Below are 19,189 nucleotides of genomic sequence, written 5' to 3' on the forward strand. Positions count from 1 at the left end.
ACGCCACTGTGAGTCGGATTACAGCAACGGCGCGCCGGTATCGCGTTTGACCTCGCGCAGCGACAGCATCGATTCGATCGACGACACGCCGGGCAGGGCGCGCAGTACGTCGCGCGTGAACATGCCGTAGTCGTCGAGATCGGTGGCGACTACCCCGAGCAGATAGTCGGCGCTGCCGGAGATGTTGTGGCACGACACGATACGGTCGATGGCTTGCACTTCGCGCTCGAATTGCTCGGACAGCGCGCGGTCGTGCACGGCAAAGCGCACATGGACGAAGGCCGTCACGCCCAGACCCAGCGCGCGATGCGACAGTTCGGCCCGATAGCCCGTGATGTAGCCCTCGGCTTCGAGCCGTTTCAAACGCCGTGCGCAGGGCGTTTCGGAGAGCGCCACACGCTCGGCTAGCCGGGCGTTGGAGATGCGGCCATCGCGTTGGACGATGGCGAGAATCGCCTGATCGATGGCGTCGAGTTCGTTCATTGTCGGTATCCCGCTACAAAAGCTGCTGCAAAGATGGCATTCCACCACGATCTGCGATGGCGGGAAAGTGTTGCCCTCATCCGTCCGGATTAAGCCTGGCGGTAATGCGGTACATGGGGATGTCGGGGGATTTTTCGGTGTGACGCTATATGTTGGTGGAATACACCATATATGTAAATCATAGTGGGTGGAAAACGCCATTTATCTCCTGTGATTTGGCGAGATCATTGAGCTCGTTTTAGCCACTCTTGCCGTCAGGGGGAAAATCATGGTTTCGCTGCAGTTGCTCACCGTTTTCATCGGCGCTCTGATCGTCGTCTACGCATTGCCTGGTCCGGACATGGCGCTGGTCATGCAGACGAGCATGACGCGCGGTGTGCGACACGGCCTGGCCACTGCCGGCGGACTGGCGCTGGCGCGCGCCGGACATGTGACCCTCTCGGCGTGCGGTGTGGCGGCGCTCTTGCGCGCGGCGCCGTGGCTATTCGAGACGGTGCGTATCGCCGGCGCGCTCTATCTTGCCTGGGTGGCCATCCAGATCTGGCGCTCGCCGGCCTTCGGCATGGAGATGGCCGAGGCGCCGCCGCAGGCGGCCGTGCCGCTTTCGCACGCCGTGCGACGCGGTGTGCTCTCGAGCGTGCTCAATCCGAAGGCGCTGCTGTTCTGTTCGGTGCTGCTGCCCCAGTTCATCCGCCCCGAAGCCGGCCCGGTCTGGACCCAGGTGCTTGAACTCGGCGCGCTGTTGCTGGTCGTGGGGGCGATTTTCGATGCCACGCTCGCGTTCGGTGCGGCGCGCATCGCGCACTGGCTGCGCACCCGTCCGCTTGCACAAAAAGTACAACGCTGGTCGTTCGGCGCCGCGCTCATGGCATTTGCCGTGCGCTTGTCGCTCGACTGAAAAGCCGGGCACAATACATCACACCTACATTCCAGCGATCTTTCGCACTAAATTGGTGCATTTCGCTGCGACACCGCAAAACGAGGTGCGACACAACGTCGCACCTCTTGAAATCCAAGAACCTTCCCGAATTGCTGCATTGCACAGCGTTTACCGCCAAACAGGTGCCGATCTGCTTGGAAATCGTCGCGCGCGTACGCGTGAGCCCTGCGCGACACATTGTCGCGCCGGCGGGTGCGCGATGTCCGGTCTAATTAAACTTCGGCATAATGCCGCACCGTGATGGAAGTAAAAGACAAGAAGTCGGACAGTGACTTGAGGTCTGCGGTCGGCAATCTGCCCCGGTTCCCGTCTTTTCGATGACACAGTCGTCGTAGTTCGACCGGTGCAATACCGGCGCGACGACTGCTCCCGTCCCACCTTAACCCTTGCCAACCTTCTGCGACCCTGCATCAGGCCGGTAAGCCCGTGTTGCGCCGTTCGCTGGCCAACTCAACCCTGTCGTGTGACATGAAGAAACACAGAAACCCGCGATTGTTTAGGCTCCTCGCCTTGTGCTCGCCGCTGCTTTTGGCTGGCTGCGGCATGACGCTGCTCGACCCTAAGGGGCAGATCGGAGTAGAGAACAAGAACCTGATCCTCACGGCCACCTGGCTGATGTTGATTGTGGTGATTCCGGTCATCCTGATGACGCTGTGGTTCGCGTGGAAGTATCGCGCGAGCAACAAGTCGGCGCGCTATGAGCCGAACTGGTCGCACTCGACGGCCATTGAGGTCGTGGTCTGGCTCGTGCCGATCATCATCATTGCGATTCTCGCGCGCATCACCTGGGTCTCCACCCACGAACTCGATCCGTACAAGCCGCTGGAAAGCGAAGTAAAGCCGATTACGGTCGAAGTCGTGTCGATGAACTACAAGTGGTTGTTCATCTACCCGGAACAGGGCATTGCGTCGATCAACGAGTTGGCCGTTCCGGTCGATACCCCGGTGAATTTCAAGATCACCTCGGAATCGATCATGAACTCGTTCTTCATTCCGCAATTGGGTAGCCAGATCTACTCGATGGCCGGTATGGAAACGAAGCTGCACCTGATCGCCAATCATGTCGGCTCGTACGACGGCATTTCGGCGAACTACAGCGGCGGCGGCTTCTCGGGCATGCGTTTCAAGACGCTGGCGATGACCGACAGCGACTTCCAGCAATGGGTCGCCAAGGTGCGTGAGTCGAAGAGGGTCCTGGACAAGGATACCTACGCTTCGCTCGTGCCGATGAGCGAGAACACGCCGGTCACGTACTACAGCTCGGTCGACGCGAAGATGTTCGAATCGATCCTGCACGCCCCGATGGCAACTGGCATGGCCGAGCAGCACGAAGGCCATGAAAACCACGGCGCCATGGAAATGAAGGGCATGGACATGAAGATGGAAATGAAGGGCGCGGGCGCTGACGCCGCGATGGCTCCGGCCGCCGCTGCGAATGGGCAGAACGGCCAGTCGATGACCATGGCCATGGACAACGCCGGCGCGCACGCGATGCACGCCGGTACGGCCGCGCACGCGCACAAGGAGTAAACAACAATGTCAACGCTGTTTGGCAAACTGACTCTCGAAGCCATTCCGTACCACGAGCCGATCATCGTCGGCGCGGTCGGCATGATGGTGCTCGGGGTACTGGGCATCGTCGCGTTGCTCACCTACTTCGGCAAATGGAAGTACCTGTGGAACGAGTGGGTCACGTCGGTCGATCACAAGAAGATCGGCGTGATGTACGTGCTCGTCTCGCTCGTCATGCTGTTGCGCGGCTTTGCCGACGCCATGATGATGCGTACGCAACTGGCGCTCGCCCACAACTCGGGCGGCATTCTCCCGCCGGATCACTACGACCAGATCTTCACCGCCCACGGCGTGATCATGATCTTCTTCGTGGCGATGCCGTTCATGACGGGGCTGGTGAACCTCGTGGTGCCGCTGCAGATTGGCGCACGCGACGTGGCGTTCCCGTTCCTGAACACGCTGTCGTTCTGGCTGTTCGTGGCCGGCGCTGCGCTGGTGAACCTGTCGCTGGGCGTGGGTGAATTCGCCCGCACGGGCTGGCTGGCATACCCGCCGCTCTCGGGCATTCAATACAGTCCGGGCGTGGGGGTGGATTACTACATCTGGGCCTTGCAGATATCGGGTCTGGGGACGTTGCTCACCGGTGTGAACTTCGTCGTCACGATTCTGAAGATGCGCGCGCCGGGCATGAACCTGATGAAGATGCCGATCTTCACCTGGACCTCGCTGTGCACGATGGTGTTGGTGTGCGCTGCGTTCCCGGTGCTGACGGTGACGCTGGCGCTGCTCTCGCTGGACCGCTACCTCGACTTCCATTTCTTCACGAATGAGTTGGGCGGTAACCCGATGATGTACCTCAACCTGATCTGGATCTGGGGTCACCCGGAGGTGTACATCCTGATCTTGCCGGCGTTCGGTATCTTCTCGGAAATCATCTCGACGTTCTCGGGCAAGAAGCTGTTCGGCTACAAGTCGATGGTGTACGCCACGTCCGCGATCATGGTGCTGTCGTTCCTCGTGTGGGCGCACCACTTCTTCACGATGGGCTCCGGTGCCAACGTGAACGCCTTCTTCGGTATCGCGACGATGATCATCTCGATCCCGACCGGCGTGAAGATCTTCAACTGGCTGTTCACGATGTACCGCGGTCGCGTGCAAATGACCGTGCCGGTGCTGTGGACGCTGGGCTTCATCGTCACGTTCGTGATCGGTGGTATGACCGGCGTGCTGCTGGCCGTGCCGGGCGCCGACTTCGTGCTGCACAACTCGCTGTTCCTGATTGCTCACTTCCACAACGTGATCATCGGCGGCGTGCTGTTCGGTTACATCGCCGGTATGAACTACTGGTTCCCGAAGGCCTTCGGCTTCAAGCTCGACGAACGTCTGGGCAAGGCAAGCTTCTGGTGCTGGCTGATCGGCTTCTACCTCGCGTTCATGCCGCTGTACGTGCTGGGCCTGATGGGCATGACCCGTCGCCTGAACCACTACAGCAACCCGGATTGGCAGCCGTGGCTGATCGCCGCGCTGATCGGTGCATTGTTCATCGCCGCCGGTATCGGTTTCCAGGTGCTGCAACTGGTTGTCTCGATCAAGAACCGCAAGGCGCTGGCCGACACCACGGGCGACCCCTGGAACGGCCGTACGCTGGAGTGGATGACGTCGTCGCCGCCGCAGTTCTACAACTTTGCCGAAGAGCCGCGCGTGCATGACGTCGACGAGCTGGCCTATCGCAAGGCGCACGGCATCAAGAGCGATCTGAAGACGAGCTACGCCCCGATTCACATGCCGAAGAACACCGGTGCCGGTTTCATCATCAGTGCGTTCTCGCTGGTGTTCGGTTTCGCGGCCATCTGGCACATCTGGTGGCTGGCTATCGTTGGCTTCGCCGGCATGATCTTGACGTTCATCTGCCGCAGCAACGACGATTCGATCGACTACTACGTGCAGTCGCCGGAAGTGGTGGCCATTGAATCGGCTCACCATCAGGCACTGGCCGCAGCAGCAAAGGCTTAATCATGACGAGCGAAGTTCTCAAACACTCTGGCGCGCATGCCGATGCGCATGCGCACGACCACGCGCACCACGACACCGGGGGCAACACGATCTTCGGTTTCTGGGTGTACCTGATGACCGACCTGGTGCTGTTCGCCAGCCTGTTCGCGACGTTCGCCGTATTGCGCGACGCGACGGCCGGCGGCCCGACCGGCAAGGAACTCTTCGACCTGAAGTTCGTGCTGGTCGAAACGTTCATCCTGCTGTTCTCGTCGATCACCTATGGCTTTGCCATGATCGGTCTGCACAACGGCAAGAAGGGCGCTGTGCAGGGTTGGCTGGCGATCACGTGGTTGCTGGGCGCTGCGTTTATCGCGATGGAACTGTATGAGTTCCACCACCTGATTCTCGAAGGTGCCGGCCCGAACCGCAGCGGTTTCCTGTCGTCGTTCTTCGCGCTCGTGGCGACCCACGGTCTGCACGTGGCCTCGGGCCTGCTGTGGATGGCCGTTCTGATGTTCCAGATCGGCAAGAAGGGCCTGAGCGCCACCAACACCACGCGTCTGCAATGCCTGTCGCTGTTCTGGCACTTCTTGGACGTGGTCTGGATCGGCGTGTTCACGGTCGTGTACCTGATGGGAGCGATGTAAATGAGCAATAGCAAATCGGTGCAATCGCACGGCCACGACGCTGGCCACAATGCGGCCGGTGGCAGCCACGGCAGCGTGAAGTCGTACCTGATCGGCTTCGTGCTCGCGGTGATCCTGACGGTCGTGCCGTTCAAGCTGGTGATGGATGGCACGATGCCGCCGTCGACGGTGCTGCCGCTGATTCTCGGCGCTGCCCTCGTGCAGATCATCGTCCACCTGATCTACTTCCTGCACATGGACCGCTCGTCGGAACAGCGCTGGAATGTGATGGCGTTTCTGTTCACCGTGCTGATCGTGGCCATCGTGCTGGTCGGCTCGCTGTGGATCATGCACAACGCCAACTCTTTGATGATGCCGGGGATGTAAGTTCCCGGACTTGCCCGTCAGTTCGGGGCAAGTGAAAAAGGCGGCTTCGGAATTCCGAGCCGCCTTTTTTCATGGGTATTCGTGATGGGTATTCGGGGAGGACGGAGGGCGTTGAGCGCCGATGCCTCACCGAACCGGCGAGAGGTTTATCCGTGAGGCGCTTTGTCGTCCGGCGGCGTATCCGAGGTCGGTGCCGCCAGAATCACCCCCGGACGCACCGGCAGATCCGGTCGAATGCCCAGCAACGGCAACGCCTGCGACGCGATCTCCGCAAATGCAGGCCCGGCGGCCTGCCCGCCGAAGTGCTGCGACGCCTTGGGCTCGTCCACCGACACGGCAATCACCAGACGCGGCGCCGACAACGGCGCAATCCCCACGAACGACGCCCGATACTTCGAATGGTCGTAACCGTGTGCGCCCGCCTTATAGGCCGTGCCGGTCTTCCCGCCGATGCTGTAACCGGCTACCTGTGCCGTGGTGGCAGTGCCACCCGTATCGACCACGGCGGCCAGCATCTTGCGCATCTCGACAGCCGTGCGCGCATCGATCACGCGCACGCCCTCGGGCTGCGCCGGTGTATCCGGCTTGATGATGGAGATGGGCACGAGCACGCCGTCGTTGGCGAAGATCGTGTAAGCGCGTGCCAACTGGAACAGCGACGCGGAAATCCCGTAGCCGTAGGCCATCGTCGCCTGCTCGATGCGCCGCCACGACTTATACGGACGCAAACGGCCCGATACCGCTCCCGGGAAGCCCAGCTTCGGCTGCTGACCCAGACCGATCTCCGTGAACATGTCCCACATTTCCTCGGCGCGCAGCATGGTTGACACCTTGGTCATGCCGATGTTGCTCGACTTCTGGATCACGCCCGCCGCCGTGAGCACGCCGTTCGCGCTGTCGTCGCTGATGGTCGCGCCTTCGAAGACATATCGCCCCGGACCAGTGTCGATGAGCGTAGCCGGCGTCAGACGATGCAGGTCCAGCGCCAGCGCCATGGTGAAGGGCTTGAGAATCGAGCCCGGCTCGAAGACGTCGGTGAACACACGGTTGCGCAGTTGTTCGCCCGTCAGATGCTCGCGGTCGTTCGGGTTGTATGTCGGAAAGTTGGCCAACGCGAGCACCTGACCCGTCTTGGCATCGATCACGACCGCCATGGCAGCTTTCGCGCCTGTGCGATCCAGCGCGTTTTTCAGCGCCGCGTAGGCGATGTATTGCACGCGGGTGTCGAGCGTGAGGTGAATGTCCTTGCCGTCGCGCGGCGGGCTGGAGTCGTCGAGGTCCTGAATGGTACGGCCGATGCGGTCCTTGATGACGCGCCGCACGCCCGCCGTCCCCTCGAGCAGCGGCTCTTCGCCCAGTTCCATGCCTTCCTGCCCCTTGTCTTCAACGTTGGTGAAGCCCACGACGTGCGCCGCAACGTCGCCTTCGGGGTAGAACCGCTTGTATTCGCTGCTTTCGTAGACGCCCGGAATGCCGAGCGCTTCGACCTGCTTGCCGATTTCCGGCGACACTTGCCGCTTCACATAGACGAACTTCTTCTCGCCGATGAGCTTGGTGCGCAGTTCCTTCGCGGGGATGTCGAGCAGCTTGCTGGCCTTCTGAATGTCGCTGTCGGACAGGTCGTCGGGCACTTCGGCGGGCACCGCCCAGACGGTGCGCATCGGCAGACTGGTCGCGAGCACGCGCCCATCCCGATCTTCGATCTTGCCGCGCACCGCAGGCATGACGATAGTGTGCTCGTAACGTTTTTCGCCCTGCGCTATATAGAAACCGTTGCCGGGGCCGGCAATCCAGAACGCTCGCACGACCAACCCGATGAACGCGAGGGTGATCATGATGACGACGAGTTTGGAGCGCCACAACGACATGCGCGACTGCAATACCGGACTGGAGGCGAACGTGACGTCCTTGGGCTGGCGATTCTTTTGCATGGCGCTCGCGAAGGCGGTGAGAGGCGTGAACAGCAATGAGCCGATCGACAAACTCTGGCTCAGATTCTAGGCGAGATAGCGTAGCATGCAAGCGACTGTTGCAATAGCGCAAAAGCCCCGTCGGACGGGGCTTTCAGCGTTATTTTCGATGCTTTCGCGCACACTTCTCGCATGGGTGTCGGCTAGTGAAACCAGAAGCGGATTTTCCCGGCGAGAGGGTTCGTCTGCCGGGGAGGACATCGCGCGCTACTTTGCCGGGCCGAACCGGATGTCTCCGTACCATGCATGCGCACTTGCATGGGTGTTGTCACTGTCGGTGAAGATGCCGTAGCCGAGCAGCTTGCCCGGCTTCTCCTGATAGATGCGTTCGTAGTCCGCCGCGAGGTTACGCGAGAAGGTCTGCCATTTGCCGAGCGACCCATCGCCGCCCGCTACCACAAGCATCTGCACCCGGTCGGTATGCGGGTTCTGGATGACGCTGCCCGGTGCCGCGTCGTTAGACCAGATGTACATCAGCGTGGCGTAGGGCAGATCTTCGCCGCCGACCTTGGCCAGCGTTATCGCCGCACGGTCGCCGAATGGCAGCGTGGATTTATCGCCATCGAAGAAAAACACCAGCCGCGCGGGCGAATCCTCTTTGTCGCTGACGCGGTTATCGGCGCCTGGGATGGCCTTGTCGACCTTCCAGCGCCACGCCACGCCCGGCGTCGCAGCGATGTCGACACTGTCTCCCTTGGCCATCAGTGCCGAAGCCGAATCGACTGAGTTGGCTTCGATGACATTGCGTCCGCCATCGGCGACGACCGTGTAGGTGGTGAGCTTCTTGCCGCTCACGACCGGCAAATTCTGCCAGCCGGGCGGCAGCGCGTTACCCGAATTCGCTTTGGAGAAGGAGATGGCTACCGGGGCGGCGGCTGCGGCAGGATCGGCCGCGTTGACCGCCTTGGCCACGAGCCCGCAGACGATCAGGCTGAGCGCGAGCGCCAGGGGCCTCATGAGCGAGGAAGCCCGGTGTGATGGTCCGCGCACAGGGCAGCTTACGTGGCTCGGCAAGCGAAGCGGCGAGACGATGCGAGGCATGGTGAGCGACTCCGGTGTAGGCAGGGACACCGCTGGCACCGGCCGGTTGACCCGTGCCTCCGGGGGGACTCGCCCCCCAAACCAACGGCAATCGACGACTGAACGGCAGGGGGATCAGCGCTGCTGCATGGCAACCCGCAGACCGAGGCCGATGAAGATCGTGCCGATGATCTTGCCCTGCCAGCGCAGCAATCCTCTGAAGCGGCGAACGACCTTGCCGAGCGGGCGCACCGACAGCGCGATCGCTGCGGTATACAGCGCGCTCATCGCGACGAACACCAGCCCCAGCCCCAAGAACTGCGCGAAGACATCGCCTTCGCTCGCATGCACGAACTGCGGCATGAAGGCGAGGAAGAAGAGGGCGGTTTTCGGATTGAGCACTTCGGTGGCCACGGCCTGCACGAAGGCGCGTCCGGGCGAGACTTCCGGGGCCACGGGCAGTTGCGGATCGGACGGGCGCTCGCGCAATGCCTTGATACCCAGATAGATCAGATACGCCGCCCCCACATACTTCACTACATCGAACGCCAGTGCCGAGGTCATCAGCACTGCCGAGAGCCCCACGGCTGCACACAGCGTGTGCACGAGGTCACCCAGCGCAATCCCCATCCCCGTCATGATGCCTGCACGCCGCCCGCCTTGCACGGTACGGGTGATGGTCAGCAATACCGCCGGGCCGGGAATCAGAAACAGCCCGAGCACGACAACAACGAACGTGGTGAGGGTGGCGAAGGTCGGCATGGGCTCTCTCCAGGGCAATCGGCGGCGACGCAATGGCGACATCATCCCAGATTCCGCGGCAACGTGCCCGAAAGGGGGCTGGGCGAATGCCGAAGCCTCTCGCGCGGCTTCAGCGGAGGATGTTTGCTTTTCCGACGTCAAAACAAGGAAGCGATATGCCATTTGCGCCTCATGCGGCCTCCTCATCCGCCAGTACGTTCCTGCACCTGGCTTACGAGGTGGCAAACTGTGTCTACGACGGGTTCCGGGGCGACTTCAAAGGCGCCGCTGCATGTCTGAGAGACAGCGGCCTGCATCATTTTCTGAGCGACGCATGGCAAAGCACGGGCCGCCATTATCAGGAACGCGCACTCAGCGTGCCGGGCGCGGCAGGCGTGGCAGGCGCGGCGGACGTGGCGTTTGCCTGTGCGCTGAGTGCGCTGACCATTGGCGCGGCGGTTCGCTATCTATGGCCGGAGTGGCGTGCGCTGGAGAACGCCTTGGGGGAGGGCGCCCAAGCGCAGCGTCAGTGGGCGCTTCAGACGCAGACGCAACTTCGTCGCCGTACCCCGGCGGATCTCACTTCGATGCGGCAATGCCTCGCGGCATTCGATGCGACGCAGATGTTCGCTAATGCGTCACTCCCGGAGGGGGCCACGCAAGGCGCCGCATCGTCGGGGCGCAAGCTGGCCGAGCGGAAGATCGCGGAGGCCCTCATTCTTCACATCGCCGATGCGCCGCAAACCTGCGTTGCGCAAAGCGACAGAGTGGCCTCGCTGTGTCAGCTTCTGGCGCACGGTCTGGGTTTCAGGCTGCCTCAGACGATGCGTGAGGCATTGCGTGTGAACGACGCTCACCCCTCGCTGGTCAGATTCGACGGCGCCTTTGCGCTCCTGCGCGACTGTCTCGAACCCGACTGGCGCCACGACGTCGCGGGCTCGCCGACGTTTACCGTTCATCCGGTCGACATTCAGCTTTTCGATCCGGCCGAGACAACGAACGATCTTTCGAAAGAAACGCGCAGGGAGCGGCGGCTACTGACCCATCCCGACGCGCTGCGGCGTGTCCGGTCTCGTGTCGTCGCGTTGATGGCGGCGAGCGTGCGGGAGGATTGCGGGAGTGCCGCCGACTGGCGCGATATCGGCGAATTCGCCTTGAGGGCTGGTGCCCAGCGAGGGCTGACCTGCGACCGCGTGCTCGACGCCCTGGGTATCGCAATACGCGCGAGCGTCAGTGCGCGCTTCGCATGGCGCTGGTCCGACGAGCCGCAGGCGCAGGCCGGGCAGGCCGTCACGTCGACGATCCCGGTCGATGTCTCGCAATGGCTTGCCCGCGTGATGCTGGTGGCCGGCAAGCCCGAGATACGGGAACGTTGCCCACCCCGTCTCGCCGCATTGGCGCGCGGCGATACCCCGCCGTCGCTGGTGATCGGGTCCAACGACTGGATTCATCTGGTCGATGGTATTCGCGCGGTAGGCCGTGACCACTGGCGTGCGGATTTTGCGCAGGTGTGCGAGGAAGGCAGGGCGTAACCGGCATCGCCCACGCGGGGTTATAGATATGCCCCGCCCAGCAGCCCCGCGACGCTGCCTGCCGCGAGCCACCACAACGGATGCACGCGGGTGCGGATCGCGAATACTGCCACGCTGGCAGTGATGCCCGCGAGCAGCCATGACGTTGCCGACGCTTCGACAATGAGTGCGGCACTCGCGGCGACCAGACCGGCCGTCATCGGCACGAGGCCGGCCTGGACAATGCGACGCCACGGCCGGTCTTTGAAGCGCTCCCACAAGTGCAGCACGCCGACGGTGATGAGCGAGGACGGCCCGAACTTTGCGAGCGACGTGACGAGCATGCCTTGCCAGCCGGCCACGTGCCAGCCAACGAGCGTGACGATCATGAGGTTCGGGCCGGGGGCTGCCTGCCCTAGCGCAAACAGCGCACTGAATTCCTCCGACGTCATCCAGTGGTGCAGATCGACGACCTGACGCTCCATCTCCGGCAGGATCGTGTTGCCGCCGCCGAACGCCAGCACCGACAACTGCGCGAAGATGAGCGCGAGCGAGACGAGCGTGCCGGTCATTGCGAAACCCGCCACGTGGCGTAAATCGAGATCGGCGTCATCACAAGCATGGTGAGCACCAGTGGCACGCGCAGTACGGCAATCGCGATGAAGCAGGCGACCGCCACGCCGGCGAGTGCGAGGGACTTGCGCAGTGGCCACGCGACTTTCCACGCCATCTGAATCAACAGGCCGGCTGCGGCCGCTGCGAGTCCTGCGAAGAGATGCTTCACATGCGGATCGTTTTGAAAGTGCCGATAGATCGTGCCCAGCACGATCACCACGGCAGACGGCGCCGCTATCAGGCCGAGAATCGACGCGAGCGCGCCGCGCCAGCCACGAAAGCGCATGCCGAGCGCGACCGACAGATTGATGATGTTGCCGCCGGGCAAAAACTGACACAGGCCCAGCAGATCGGTGAATTCGGCCGGCGTGAGCCATCGATGTTTCTCGACGATCATGCGCCGCGCCAGCGGCAACGCGCCGCCGAACGCCGTCATGCCGAGACCGAGGAAACCGAAGAAGAGGGCGCGAATGCCGGGGACGTCGGCGACAGGCGAGACTTGTACCGTGCCGGATGTGGAGGAGGCGGTTGGGGCCGGAGTGCTCATGGCGGGGTCGATATAAAAACTGAACTGCGGTGGGGCCGCCGGGCAGGGCGTGTCATCGGGGCAGTGATGCACGAGTCGCCGCGCGGAACCCCTTGAGCGTAGGACGATTGCGCTATATTGTCCAATATATGGAAGTGACTTGATTCATATCGAACCAATATGGCAAATATCGACATACGTCTGCTGCGCTATTTCATTGCCGTGGCCGAAACAGGGCACATGACGCGTGCGGCGGAGCGTCTGGGCATTGGACAACCGCCGCTCTCGCAGCAGATCCGGGTGCTCGAAACGCAGTTGGGCGTGACGCTCTTCGAGCGTTTGCCGCGCGGCATGGCGCTCACGGACGCCGGTCAGGCGTTTCTCGGCGACGCGTATGACGTCGTGCGCAAGCTCGACCAGGCGGTGGACGACGTGCGCCGTGTCGCGGCGGGTGTCAAAGGGCGGTTGTCTGTGGGTTTCACCAGTTCGGCGGCGCTGCATCCGTTCGTGCCGACGGTGATTCGCGCGTTCCGGCGCGATGCCCCGTCGGTGTCGTTGATGCTCGACGAGAGCAGCACGAGCGAATTGCTCGACGGTCTGCGAGACGGTCATCTGGACGTCGCGTTCATTCGGCAGCCGCAGGGCGATATCGGGCAGATCGTCTTCGTGCCGGTGCTCGAAGAGTCGATGGTGCTTGCGGTGCCCTCGGCGCACCCGCTGGCGCTTACGGGGCGCGCCGGCAAGGCGGCCGTGCCGATGACATCCATCGCGGCGGAGAAGTTGATTCTCTATCGCCGTCGCACCGGGCAAGGGTTATACGACGCCATCATCGCGGCGTGCCACGGCGCGGGCTTCAGCCCGAACATCGAACAGGAAGCACCGCGCCTGCTCACGACGCTCTCGCTCGTGGCGGCCGGGCTGGGGGTGTCGGTGGTGCCCGCCTCGCTCATGCGCGTGCAGGTCGAGGGCATCGTCTATCGGCCGCTCGCCCCGGCGCCGCGCGCACCGCTGTATTGCGCGCATCGCGAAGGCGTGCTCGCCGGACCGGCGGCGCGACTGCTGGATCACGTCAATGAAACGGCACAGACGCTCGCCGCCGAGTGACGAACGATGCGGGCTGCGCCGCAGCGTGGGGGAGCGTCAGGCCGTCGCGCCACCCTTTTGCGTGAGCAGCGCCTCGATGTGGCCGTGCAGGCCCACGTCGCTCCATTCCAGTTCGCCCATGCGCCAGAAGCGCGCGTTGCCCGCCCGATCGATGAGATACGTGGCGGGCAAGCCGAGCGATCCGAAGCGCTTGTAGACCGCGCCGTCGGCATCGAGCAGAACGGTGCCGTCGATAGGCAGTTTGTCGATGAACGGCTTGACTGTGGCGAGCGGCTCTTTGTAATTGACCGCGACCAGCGCGAGGCCTCGCTGACGGTATTGACGCGCCACCGCGCCCATCGCCGGAATTTCTTCGCGACAGGGGCCGCACCACGTTGCCCAGAAGTTGAGGATGACCACGCGCCCGCGCCATTCCGACAACGCGTACGGCTTGCCATCGAGTCCGTCGAGCGAGAACGCCGGTGTGGTGCCGCGCCATGCCGACAGCGTGCCGCCGGAGGTGCCGGCGAGCGTGCTGTCATCGACTTCCGCCGCCCCCTTGGCCGGACCGGCCGCCAACGCCTGTGCCCCGGTGCCGCCTAGCGCGCCGGCTGTCCCGAGAGCCCCGAGGGTGTGAAGAAAATGGCGGCGCTGCATGGCGATGCGCTCCTTCGTGTGATGTTTCGGAGGTCGTAGGGTTCGTATCAGGCCGTGATCTCGCGGGCGTTCATGCGATAGCGGAAGGTGTCAGGATTGAGACTGTCGAGCTGGGCACGCGCCACTTCGCCGTTCGGATACATCAGGAACGGGACGGTGTTGTCTTGCGCGGCTCGCGCGCCCGGCAGCGGCACGTCAGCGCCGTGATTGAACGCGACCCAGTTCATCTCCCACTGCCCGAAGAGCATCGCACGCGCCGCCCGCACGCGCAGGTCGTCGACCGGCAGGCCGCCCGGCACTTCCTCGAGTACGACCTTGCGCACGTCTGCCGGGTCGACGGGCACCCAGCCGTAGCCGGCGGCGTAGAACTCGGCGCGGCAATGCTGCGCACGCGTGACGTCGCCTGCCTTGCCCAGGCTGTTGAAGCCATGATTCGACGCCGCAACGCGCACCCCGTAGGCGTCGCGTGCGGGAATGCCGACCGAGCGTGCGAGCGCAGTGAAGAGCGCATTGATATCGGCACACTTGCCCGCGAGGTTGCCGGTGGTGAGCATGTAGCGCACGTCGCCGGTGCCGCAGCCGCGCACCGAACCTTCGCGGCGGCAGTTCTCGACGATCCACTGATAGATGGCGCGCGCTTTCTCCACGTCACCCTTTTCGCCGCGTGTGATCTTCTCGGCCGTCTCGCGCACGAGACCGTCGGTCGGCTGAAGCGCCGTCGGGCGGAGATATTGACGCAGCACTTCGGGCGCTTCGCGTGGCGCATTGGCCGAGGGCGGCTGCGCCAGATCCACATGCCGGTCGCGCGTGGCGAAGGTGTTCACCAGCGTGACCGTGCGCGGGGCTTGTGTTGCGCCATCGGGCCAGACTACAGCCAGCATCGGCACATCGATGCCTGACGCGCCGCGCACCGTGCGCAGCTCGGCGTTGGCCCCCGGCGCCTCCCAGCGTGCGCCGAGCGCGCGCTGGTAGCCTCCGGACGGCGAGGCCGCCACCGGCAGCCAGACGTTTGCCGGGCCGTTACCGTTACCGGCCGGCAGGTCGACCTGCGTCGTCAGTTCGAAGGTACGCCAGCCTTCGCCGGGGCCGGCCGACGGCGTGCCTGCCGGTGTGCGTGAGGGTGCTGCCTGCGCATGGGCGGACAGCAGCGAAGTCGACAGGACAGAGGCGGGCAGGGCGCAGGCACCCAGCGAGAGGAAACGGCGGCGTTGCATGATGAGATCCCCTTTTGGCGTCAGCGCTCACGGCGCATGGTGGTTAGGGCGTTGCGATAGCGTGCCGCAATACGGCAGCAATGGCGTCCCGCGATGCAGGGACGATGTGAATCGGTAGTATGGCGGCATCGACAGACGTCTATCGACCAGACCGAAACCTATCGATGCGCCAAAGCTGCTTCATAATACGTCGACTTTTGGCAAACTGTTGTCATTCCGGGAGCGGAGCGTATCAACGACGCCTTGAGCGGTACTGCGGTACGCCTTGCGACAGGTTCCCGGCCATTCCCAACGAACACCAACGACCATGACCGCAATCGATGCAACTCAAGCAGGCGCCGCACCGGCCGCGCCGCGTCTGACTTCGCTCTCGCACGGTGGCGGCTGCGGCTGCAAGATCGCGCCGGGCGTGCTTTCCGAACTGCTCGCCCGTAACGAAGCGCCGCTGCCGGCGCCGGCAGCGCTACTCGTCGGCACGGAGACGTCTGACGATGCCGCGGTCTACCAGCTCAACGACGAGCAAGCCATCATCGCGACGACGGACTTCTTCATGCCGATCGTCGACGACCCATTCGATTTCGGCCGTATCGCCGCGACCAACGCGCTGTCCGATATTTACGCGATGGGCGGCAAGCCGATCTTTGCGCTGGCCATCGTCGGCATGCCGATCAACGTGCTGCCGCGCGAGACGATTCGCGAGATTCTGCGCGGTGGCGAGTCGATCTGCGCCGAGGCGGGCATTCCGATTGCGGGCGGGCACAGCATCGATTCGGTCGAGCCGATCTATGGCCTCGCGGCCCTTGGCGTGGTGCATCCGAAGCGTCTGAAGCGCAACTCGGACGCACAGGCGGGGGATGTGCTGGTCCTCGGCAAGCCACTCGGCGTCGGCGTCATGTCGGCGGCGCTCAAGAAGAATCAACTGGACGAGGCGGGCTATCGCCGCATGATCGACGCCACGACGCGCCTGAATCGCGTCGGCCCGGCGCTCGCCGCGTTGCCGGGCGTGCATGCGCTCACGGATGTGACCGGCTTCGGTCTGCTCGGGCACACGCTGGAGATGTGCCGCGGCGCGAATCTGGCGGCGTATCTGCGCATGTCCGATGTGCCGCTGTTCGACGGTGTGCGGGAATTGGCCGACAACGGGTGCATCACGGGGGCGTCCGGGCGTAACTGGGCGTCCTATGGGGCGTCCGTGGAAATGGGCGAGCGTCTGACGGCGCGTGACCGCGATCTGCTGTGCGATCCGCAGACGGCAGGCGGCTTGCTGGTGTCCTGCGCGCCCGGTGCGGTCGATGATGTGCTGGCGGTGTTCCGTGCCGACGGCTTCGACGAAGCGGGCATCGTCGGTGCGATGCGTCCGGGCACCCCCGGTGTGCGCGTGATCTGAGCCGCGTTGTCAGCGGGCGCTTCTCGCGAACTTGCGAAGCGGGGCGCCCGCACGCGTCATGCTGCCTGACGGTCTGCGTGAGCGCCAATGAAGGCGATGATGGCCTCACCCAGCGGCGCCGGCGCATCGCGATGCGGCGAATGTCCGCACGCCGGCAGCTTCACCACCTTCGCATGCGGCACATGTGCAGCAATGCTGTCCATCTGCGCCATCGTGCCGTACTCGTCGTCTTCGCCCTGAATGGCGAGCAACGGCTTCGAGATGCTTGCCACTGCGCCTACCAGATTCCATTCGCGAAACGCCGGGTTCAGCCAGATATCGTTCCAGCCCCAGAACGCCGACTCGACGTCGTCGTGATAGCGGCCGAGCTTCGCGGGCAGATCGGTCGTCTCGTACACGGTCTTCGTTTTCGCAATACTCTCGACCGACAGATCCTCGACGAAGAGGTGCGGCGCGAGCACCACGGCACCGGCGAGCCGGTCCGGGAACGCGGCCGAGAACAGCAGCGAGATCGAACCGCCGTCGCTATGCCCGACGAGCCACACGCGATCGGCCTGCTCGGGGCCGACACCGACCGCATCGAGAAACGCGGGCAGCACCTCGCGCGCCTGACGGTGCATGAAATCCACCGGCCACTTCTCGTCATGCGCGCGCGGCGTGGAGCGGCCATAGCCGTTGCGCGAATACACGAGGCCGCGATATCCGCCCGCGTCGCACAACTGCTGCGGCCAGTCCTTCCACATCGCAACGGAACCGAGCCCCTCGTGCAGAAACACCAGCAGCGGGGCGTGCGTGCGCTCGCGGTTGATCCATCGATACTCCAGCGAGAGCGGGCCGTGCGAGGCCGTCTCGATCCGGGCGAACTGTACGTCCGACATCGTCTTGTCATCTCCTAAAGCAATTCGCGCAGCTTGAAGCGCTGCACCTTGCCGGTGGCCGTCTTCGGAAGATCGTCGACGAACACCAGCTCGCGAGGATATTTGTGCGGTGCCAGCCGGGCCTTGACGAAGGCTTTCAACTCGGTCGCCATCGCCTCGGTCGCCGTGACGCCCGGCTTGAGGACGACGAATGCCTGCGTCTTGGTCAGGCCATTGTCGTCGCGTCCCACGACCCCGGCTTCGAGCACGGCGTCGTGCTGCATCAACACCATCTCCACTTCGATGGGCGAGACGTACTGGCCGCTTACCTTGAGCATATCGTCGCTGCGCCCGGCATAGACGTAATACCCATTGGGCAGACGCTGGTATTTGTCGCCGCTCTTGAGCCAGTCGCCGAGGAACGTCGAGCGCGACTTCTCGCGATTGCACCAGTACATGAGCGCCGCGCTCGGCCCTTTGATGTACAGGTCGCCGATCTCGCCATCGGGCACAGGCTGGCCGTTCTCGTCGCGCAACGCCACGGCGTAGCCCGGCACCGGCTCGCCGGTCGTGCCGTAGGCGACTTGTCCCGCGCGGTTCGACAGGAAGATGTGCAGCATTTCGGTCGAGCCGATGCCGTCGAGAATCTCCGCACCGAAATGCGCCGTGAACCGCTCGCCGATTTCGCGCGGCAGCGCTTCGCCCGCCGAGGTGCACAAACGCAACGCGACGTCTTCGCGCGCGGGCAGGTGCGGCGATGCGAGCAGGTTGGCGTAGAGCGTCGGCACGCCGTAGAAGATCGTTGGGCGATGTTGGCAAAGCCGTTGCGCTACGGCTTGCGCGGTCGGGCGTTCTGCCATCAGCACGACCGTGGCGCCGACCGACAGCGGAAACGTCAGCCCGTTGCCCAGCCCGTACGCGAAGAAGAGTTTCGCCGCGGAAAAGGCGATATCGTCCTCTCGGATGCCGAGTACGTGGCGGCCATAGGTCTCGGCCGTCCAGTAAAGGTTGGCATGCGTATGCACCGTGCCTTTGGGTTTGCCGGTCGAGCCCGACGAGTACAGCCAGAACGCAATGTCGTCGCCCGCGGTCTCGGCCGGCAGTGCGCTTGGCGGGCCGTCGACAAGCGCGTCGAACGTCGGCAAGACGGTCGCGGCGTCTGCCTCGGCGGCAATCGGTTGCGAGACGACACACGGCGGGGGCGAAGGCACTTTCCCGAGCGCTGCCTGCACCGTCGGCATGAGCGCGCCGGACGCGATCACGAGTTGCGCCTTGCTATGCGCGATCATGAATGCGTAATCGTCGTCCGTGAGCAACGTGTTGACGACCACGGGCACGACACCGGCGTACAGCGCGCCGAGGAACGCAACCGGCAAGTCGACGGTGTCGAGCATGACGAGCAGGATGCGCTCCTCGCGATGGATGCCCGCGCGGACGAGTCCGGTCGCGAACCGCCGGCTTTGCTCCGCCAGTTCGCCGTAGGTGAGCGTACGCGTGTCGTCGAGATAAGCAGTCTTGGCAGCGCGCCCGCGATTGAGCGCCTCCAGATGCGCAGCGAAGTTGAAGTTCGCCGGCGGTGGGGTGAGTACGGCTTGCATGTTGCCTCCGGTGGATCACCGCGCGACGCACCGCTCACAAATGAACGGCGCACGCGTGGCGTGAGTG

The 19,189-nt window shown here is 63.8% G+C and carries 18 protein-coding genes; 8 read left to right on the forward strand and 10 right to left on the reverse strand.

What is annotated here, in order from left to right; translation table 11 throughout:
- Positions 1 to 18: 18 nt before the first annotated feature.
- Positions 19 to 483, reverse strand: coding sequence for an Lrp/AsnC family transcriptional regulator (locus tag PCO31110_RS18950; RefSeq protein ID WP_010808609.1), 465 nt, complete (start codon positions 481 to 483; stop codon positions 19 to 21).
- 268 nt (positions 484 to 751) lie between these two features.
- Here PCO31110_RS18950 and PCO31110_RS18955 point away from each other — a divergent pair, with 268 nt between their 5' ends.
- The 5 genes from PCO31110_RS18955 to PCO31110_RS18975 all read left to right on the forward strand — a co-directional run bounded on the left by PCO31110_RS18955 (position 752) and on the right by PCO31110_RS18975 (position 5,943).
- Positions 752 to 1,381 carry a LysE family translocator gene (locus tag PCO31110_RS18955; RefSeq protein WP_010808610.1) on the forward strand — a complete coding sequence of 210 codons (630 nt, stop codon included), beginning with the start codon at positions 752 to 754 and terminating at the stop codon, positions 1,379 to 1,381.
- 510 nt (positions 1,382 to 1,891) lie between these two features.
- The gene (gene cyoA, locus PCO31110_RS18960) at positions 1,892 to 2,953 is read left to right on the forward strand and encodes a ubiquinol oxidase subunit II (RefSeq protein WP_150691141.1); all 1,062 of its coding nucleotides are present in this window, start codon (positions 1,892 to 1,894) and stop codon (positions 2,951 to 2,953) included.
- A 15-nt stretch (positions 2,954 to 2,968) separates the two neighbouring features.
- Positions 2,969 to 4,948, forward strand: coding sequence for a cytochrome o ubiquinol oxidase subunit I (gene cyoB, locus PCO31110_RS18965; RefSeq protein WP_036662191.1), 1,980 nt, complete (start codon positions 2,969 to 2,971; stop codon positions 4,946 to 4,948).
- A 2-nt stretch (positions 4,949 to 4,950) separates the two neighbouring features.
- Positions 4,951 to 5,577 (forward strand): cytochrome o ubiquinol oxidase subunit III, encoded by a 627-nt coding sequence (locus tag PCO31110_RS18970; protein ID WP_010808613.1) that lies wholly within the window; start codon positions 4,951 to 4,953, stop codon positions 5,575 to 5,577.
- The gene (locus PCO31110_RS18975) at positions 5,578 to 5,943 is read left to right on the forward strand and encodes a cytochrome o ubiquinol oxidase subunit IV (protein WP_010808614.1); all 366 of its coding nucleotides are present in this window, start codon (positions 5,578 to 5,580) and stop codon (positions 5,941 to 5,943) included. It begins immediately after the preceding gene.
- Between the two features lie 146 nt (positions 5,944 to 6,089).
- Here PCO31110_RS18975 and PCO31110_RS18980 read toward each other — a convergent pair whose 3' ends face one another.
- The 3 genes from PCO31110_RS18980 to PCO31110_RS18990 all read right to left on the reverse strand — a co-directional run bounded on the left by PCO31110_RS18980 (position 6,090) and on the right by PCO31110_RS18990 (position 9,695).
- Positions 6,090 to 7,874, reverse strand: a complete 1,785-nt coding sequence (locus tag PCO31110_RS18980) for a peptidoglycan D,D-transpeptidase FtsI family protein (RefSeq protein ID WP_150691142.1) — start codon at positions 7,872 to 7,874, stop codon at positions 6,090 to 6,092.
- 246 nt (positions 7,875 to 8,120) lie between these two features.
- Positions 8,121 to 8,870: a DUF3047 domain-containing protein gene (locus PCO31110_RS18985; protein WP_150691143.1), complete on the reverse strand. Its 750-nt coding sequence runs from the start codon at positions 8,868 to 8,870 to the stop codon at positions 8,121 to 8,123.
- Positions 8,871 to 9,068: 198 nt separating this feature from the next.
- The gene (locus PCO31110_RS18990; RefSeq protein ID WP_010808617.1) at positions 9,069 to 9,695 is read right to left on the reverse strand and encodes a LysE family translocator; all 627 of its coding nucleotides are present in this window, start codon (positions 9,693 to 9,695) and stop codon (positions 9,069 to 9,071) included.
- A gap of 155 nt (positions 9,696 to 9,850) precedes the next feature.
- Here PCO31110_RS18990 and PCO31110_RS18995 point away from each other — a divergent pair, with 155 nt between their 5' ends.
- Positions 9,851 to 11,206 carry a hypothetical protein gene (locus PCO31110_RS18995; protein WP_150691144.1) on the forward strand — a complete coding sequence of 452 codons (1,356 nt, stop codon included), beginning with the start codon at positions 9,851 to 9,853 and terminating at the stop codon, positions 11,204 to 11,206.
- Positions 11,207 to 11,226: 20 nt separating this feature from the next.
- On the opposite strand, the gene PCO31110_RS19000 is transcribed toward PCO31110_RS18995, so the two are convergent.
- Both PCO31110_RS19000 and PCO31110_RS19005 read right to left on the reverse strand, forming a co-directional pair.
- Positions 11,227 to 11,757: a chromate transporter gene (locus PCO31110_RS19000; RefSeq protein ID WP_150585944.1), complete on the reverse strand. Its 531-nt coding sequence runs from the start codon at positions 11,755 to 11,757 to the stop codon at positions 11,227 to 11,229.
- The gene (locus PCO31110_RS19005; protein ID WP_150691145.1) at positions 11,754 to 12,347 is read right to left on the reverse strand and encodes a chromate transporter; all 594 of its coding nucleotides are present in this window, start codon (positions 12,345 to 12,347) and stop codon (positions 11,754 to 11,756) included. The genes PCO31110_RS19000 and PCO31110_RS19005 overlap by 4 nt, the downstream gene beginning before the upstream one ends.
- 159 nt (positions 12,348 to 12,506) lie before the next feature.
- Between PCO31110_RS19005 and PCO31110_RS19010 the strand changes: the two genes are divergently transcribed.
- Positions 12,507 to 13,430: a LysR family transcriptional regulator gene (locus PCO31110_RS19010; protein ID WP_010808621.1), complete on the forward strand. Its 924-nt coding sequence runs from the start codon at positions 12,507 to 12,509 to the stop codon at positions 13,428 to 13,430.
- A gap of 36 nt (positions 13,431 to 13,466) precedes the next feature.
- Here the strand turns inward: PCO31110_RS19010 and PCO31110_RS19015 are convergent, their stop codons facing one another.
- Together PCO31110_RS19015 and PCO31110_RS19020 are read right to left on the reverse strand one after the other, a co-directional pair.
- Positions 13,467 to 14,066 (reverse strand): TlpA family protein disulfide reductase, encoded by a 600-nt coding sequence (locus PCO31110_RS19015; RefSeq protein ID WP_010808622.1) that lies wholly within the window; start codon positions 14,064 to 14,066, stop codon positions 13,467 to 13,469.
- A 47-nt stretch (positions 14,067 to 14,113) separates the two neighbouring features.
- The gene (locus PCO31110_RS19020) at positions 14,114 to 15,280 is read right to left on the reverse strand and encodes a transglutaminase-like domain-containing protein (RefSeq protein WP_150691146.1); all 1,167 of its coding nucleotides are present in this window, start codon (positions 15,278 to 15,280) and stop codon (positions 14,114 to 14,116) included.
- A gap of 307 nt (positions 15,281 to 15,587) precedes the next feature.
- On the opposite strand from PCO31110_RS19020, the gene selD reads away from it, so the two are divergent.
- Positions 15,588 to 16,667: a selenide, water dikinase SelD gene (gene selD, locus PCO31110_RS19025; RefSeq protein WP_010808624.1), complete on the forward strand. Its 1,080-nt coding sequence runs from the start codon at positions 15,588 to 15,590 to the stop codon at positions 16,665 to 16,667.
- A gap of 56 nt (positions 16,668 to 16,723) precedes the next feature.
- Here selD and PCO31110_RS19030 read toward each other — a convergent pair whose 3' ends face one another.
- Together PCO31110_RS19030 and PCO31110_RS19035 are read right to left on the reverse strand one after the other, a co-directional pair.
- Positions 16,724 to 17,545, reverse strand: coding sequence for an alpha/beta fold hydrolase (locus PCO31110_RS19030; protein ID WP_150691147.1), 822 nt, complete (start codon positions 17,543 to 17,545; stop codon positions 16,724 to 16,726).
- 14 nt (positions 17,546 to 17,559) lie between these two features.
- Positions 17,560 to 19,122: a benzoate-CoA ligase family protein gene (locus PCO31110_RS19035; RefSeq protein WP_150691148.1), complete on the reverse strand. Its 1,563-nt coding sequence runs from the start codon at positions 19,120 to 19,122 to the stop codon at positions 17,560 to 17,562.
- Between the last annotated feature and the right edge of the window lie 67 nt (positions 19,123 to 19,189).

Origin of the sequence: Pandoraea communis, from assembly GCF_902459745.1 — a bacterium.
GTDB lineage: Bacteria > Pseudomonadota > Gammaproteobacteria > Burkholderiales > Burkholderiaceae > Pandoraea > Pandoraea communis.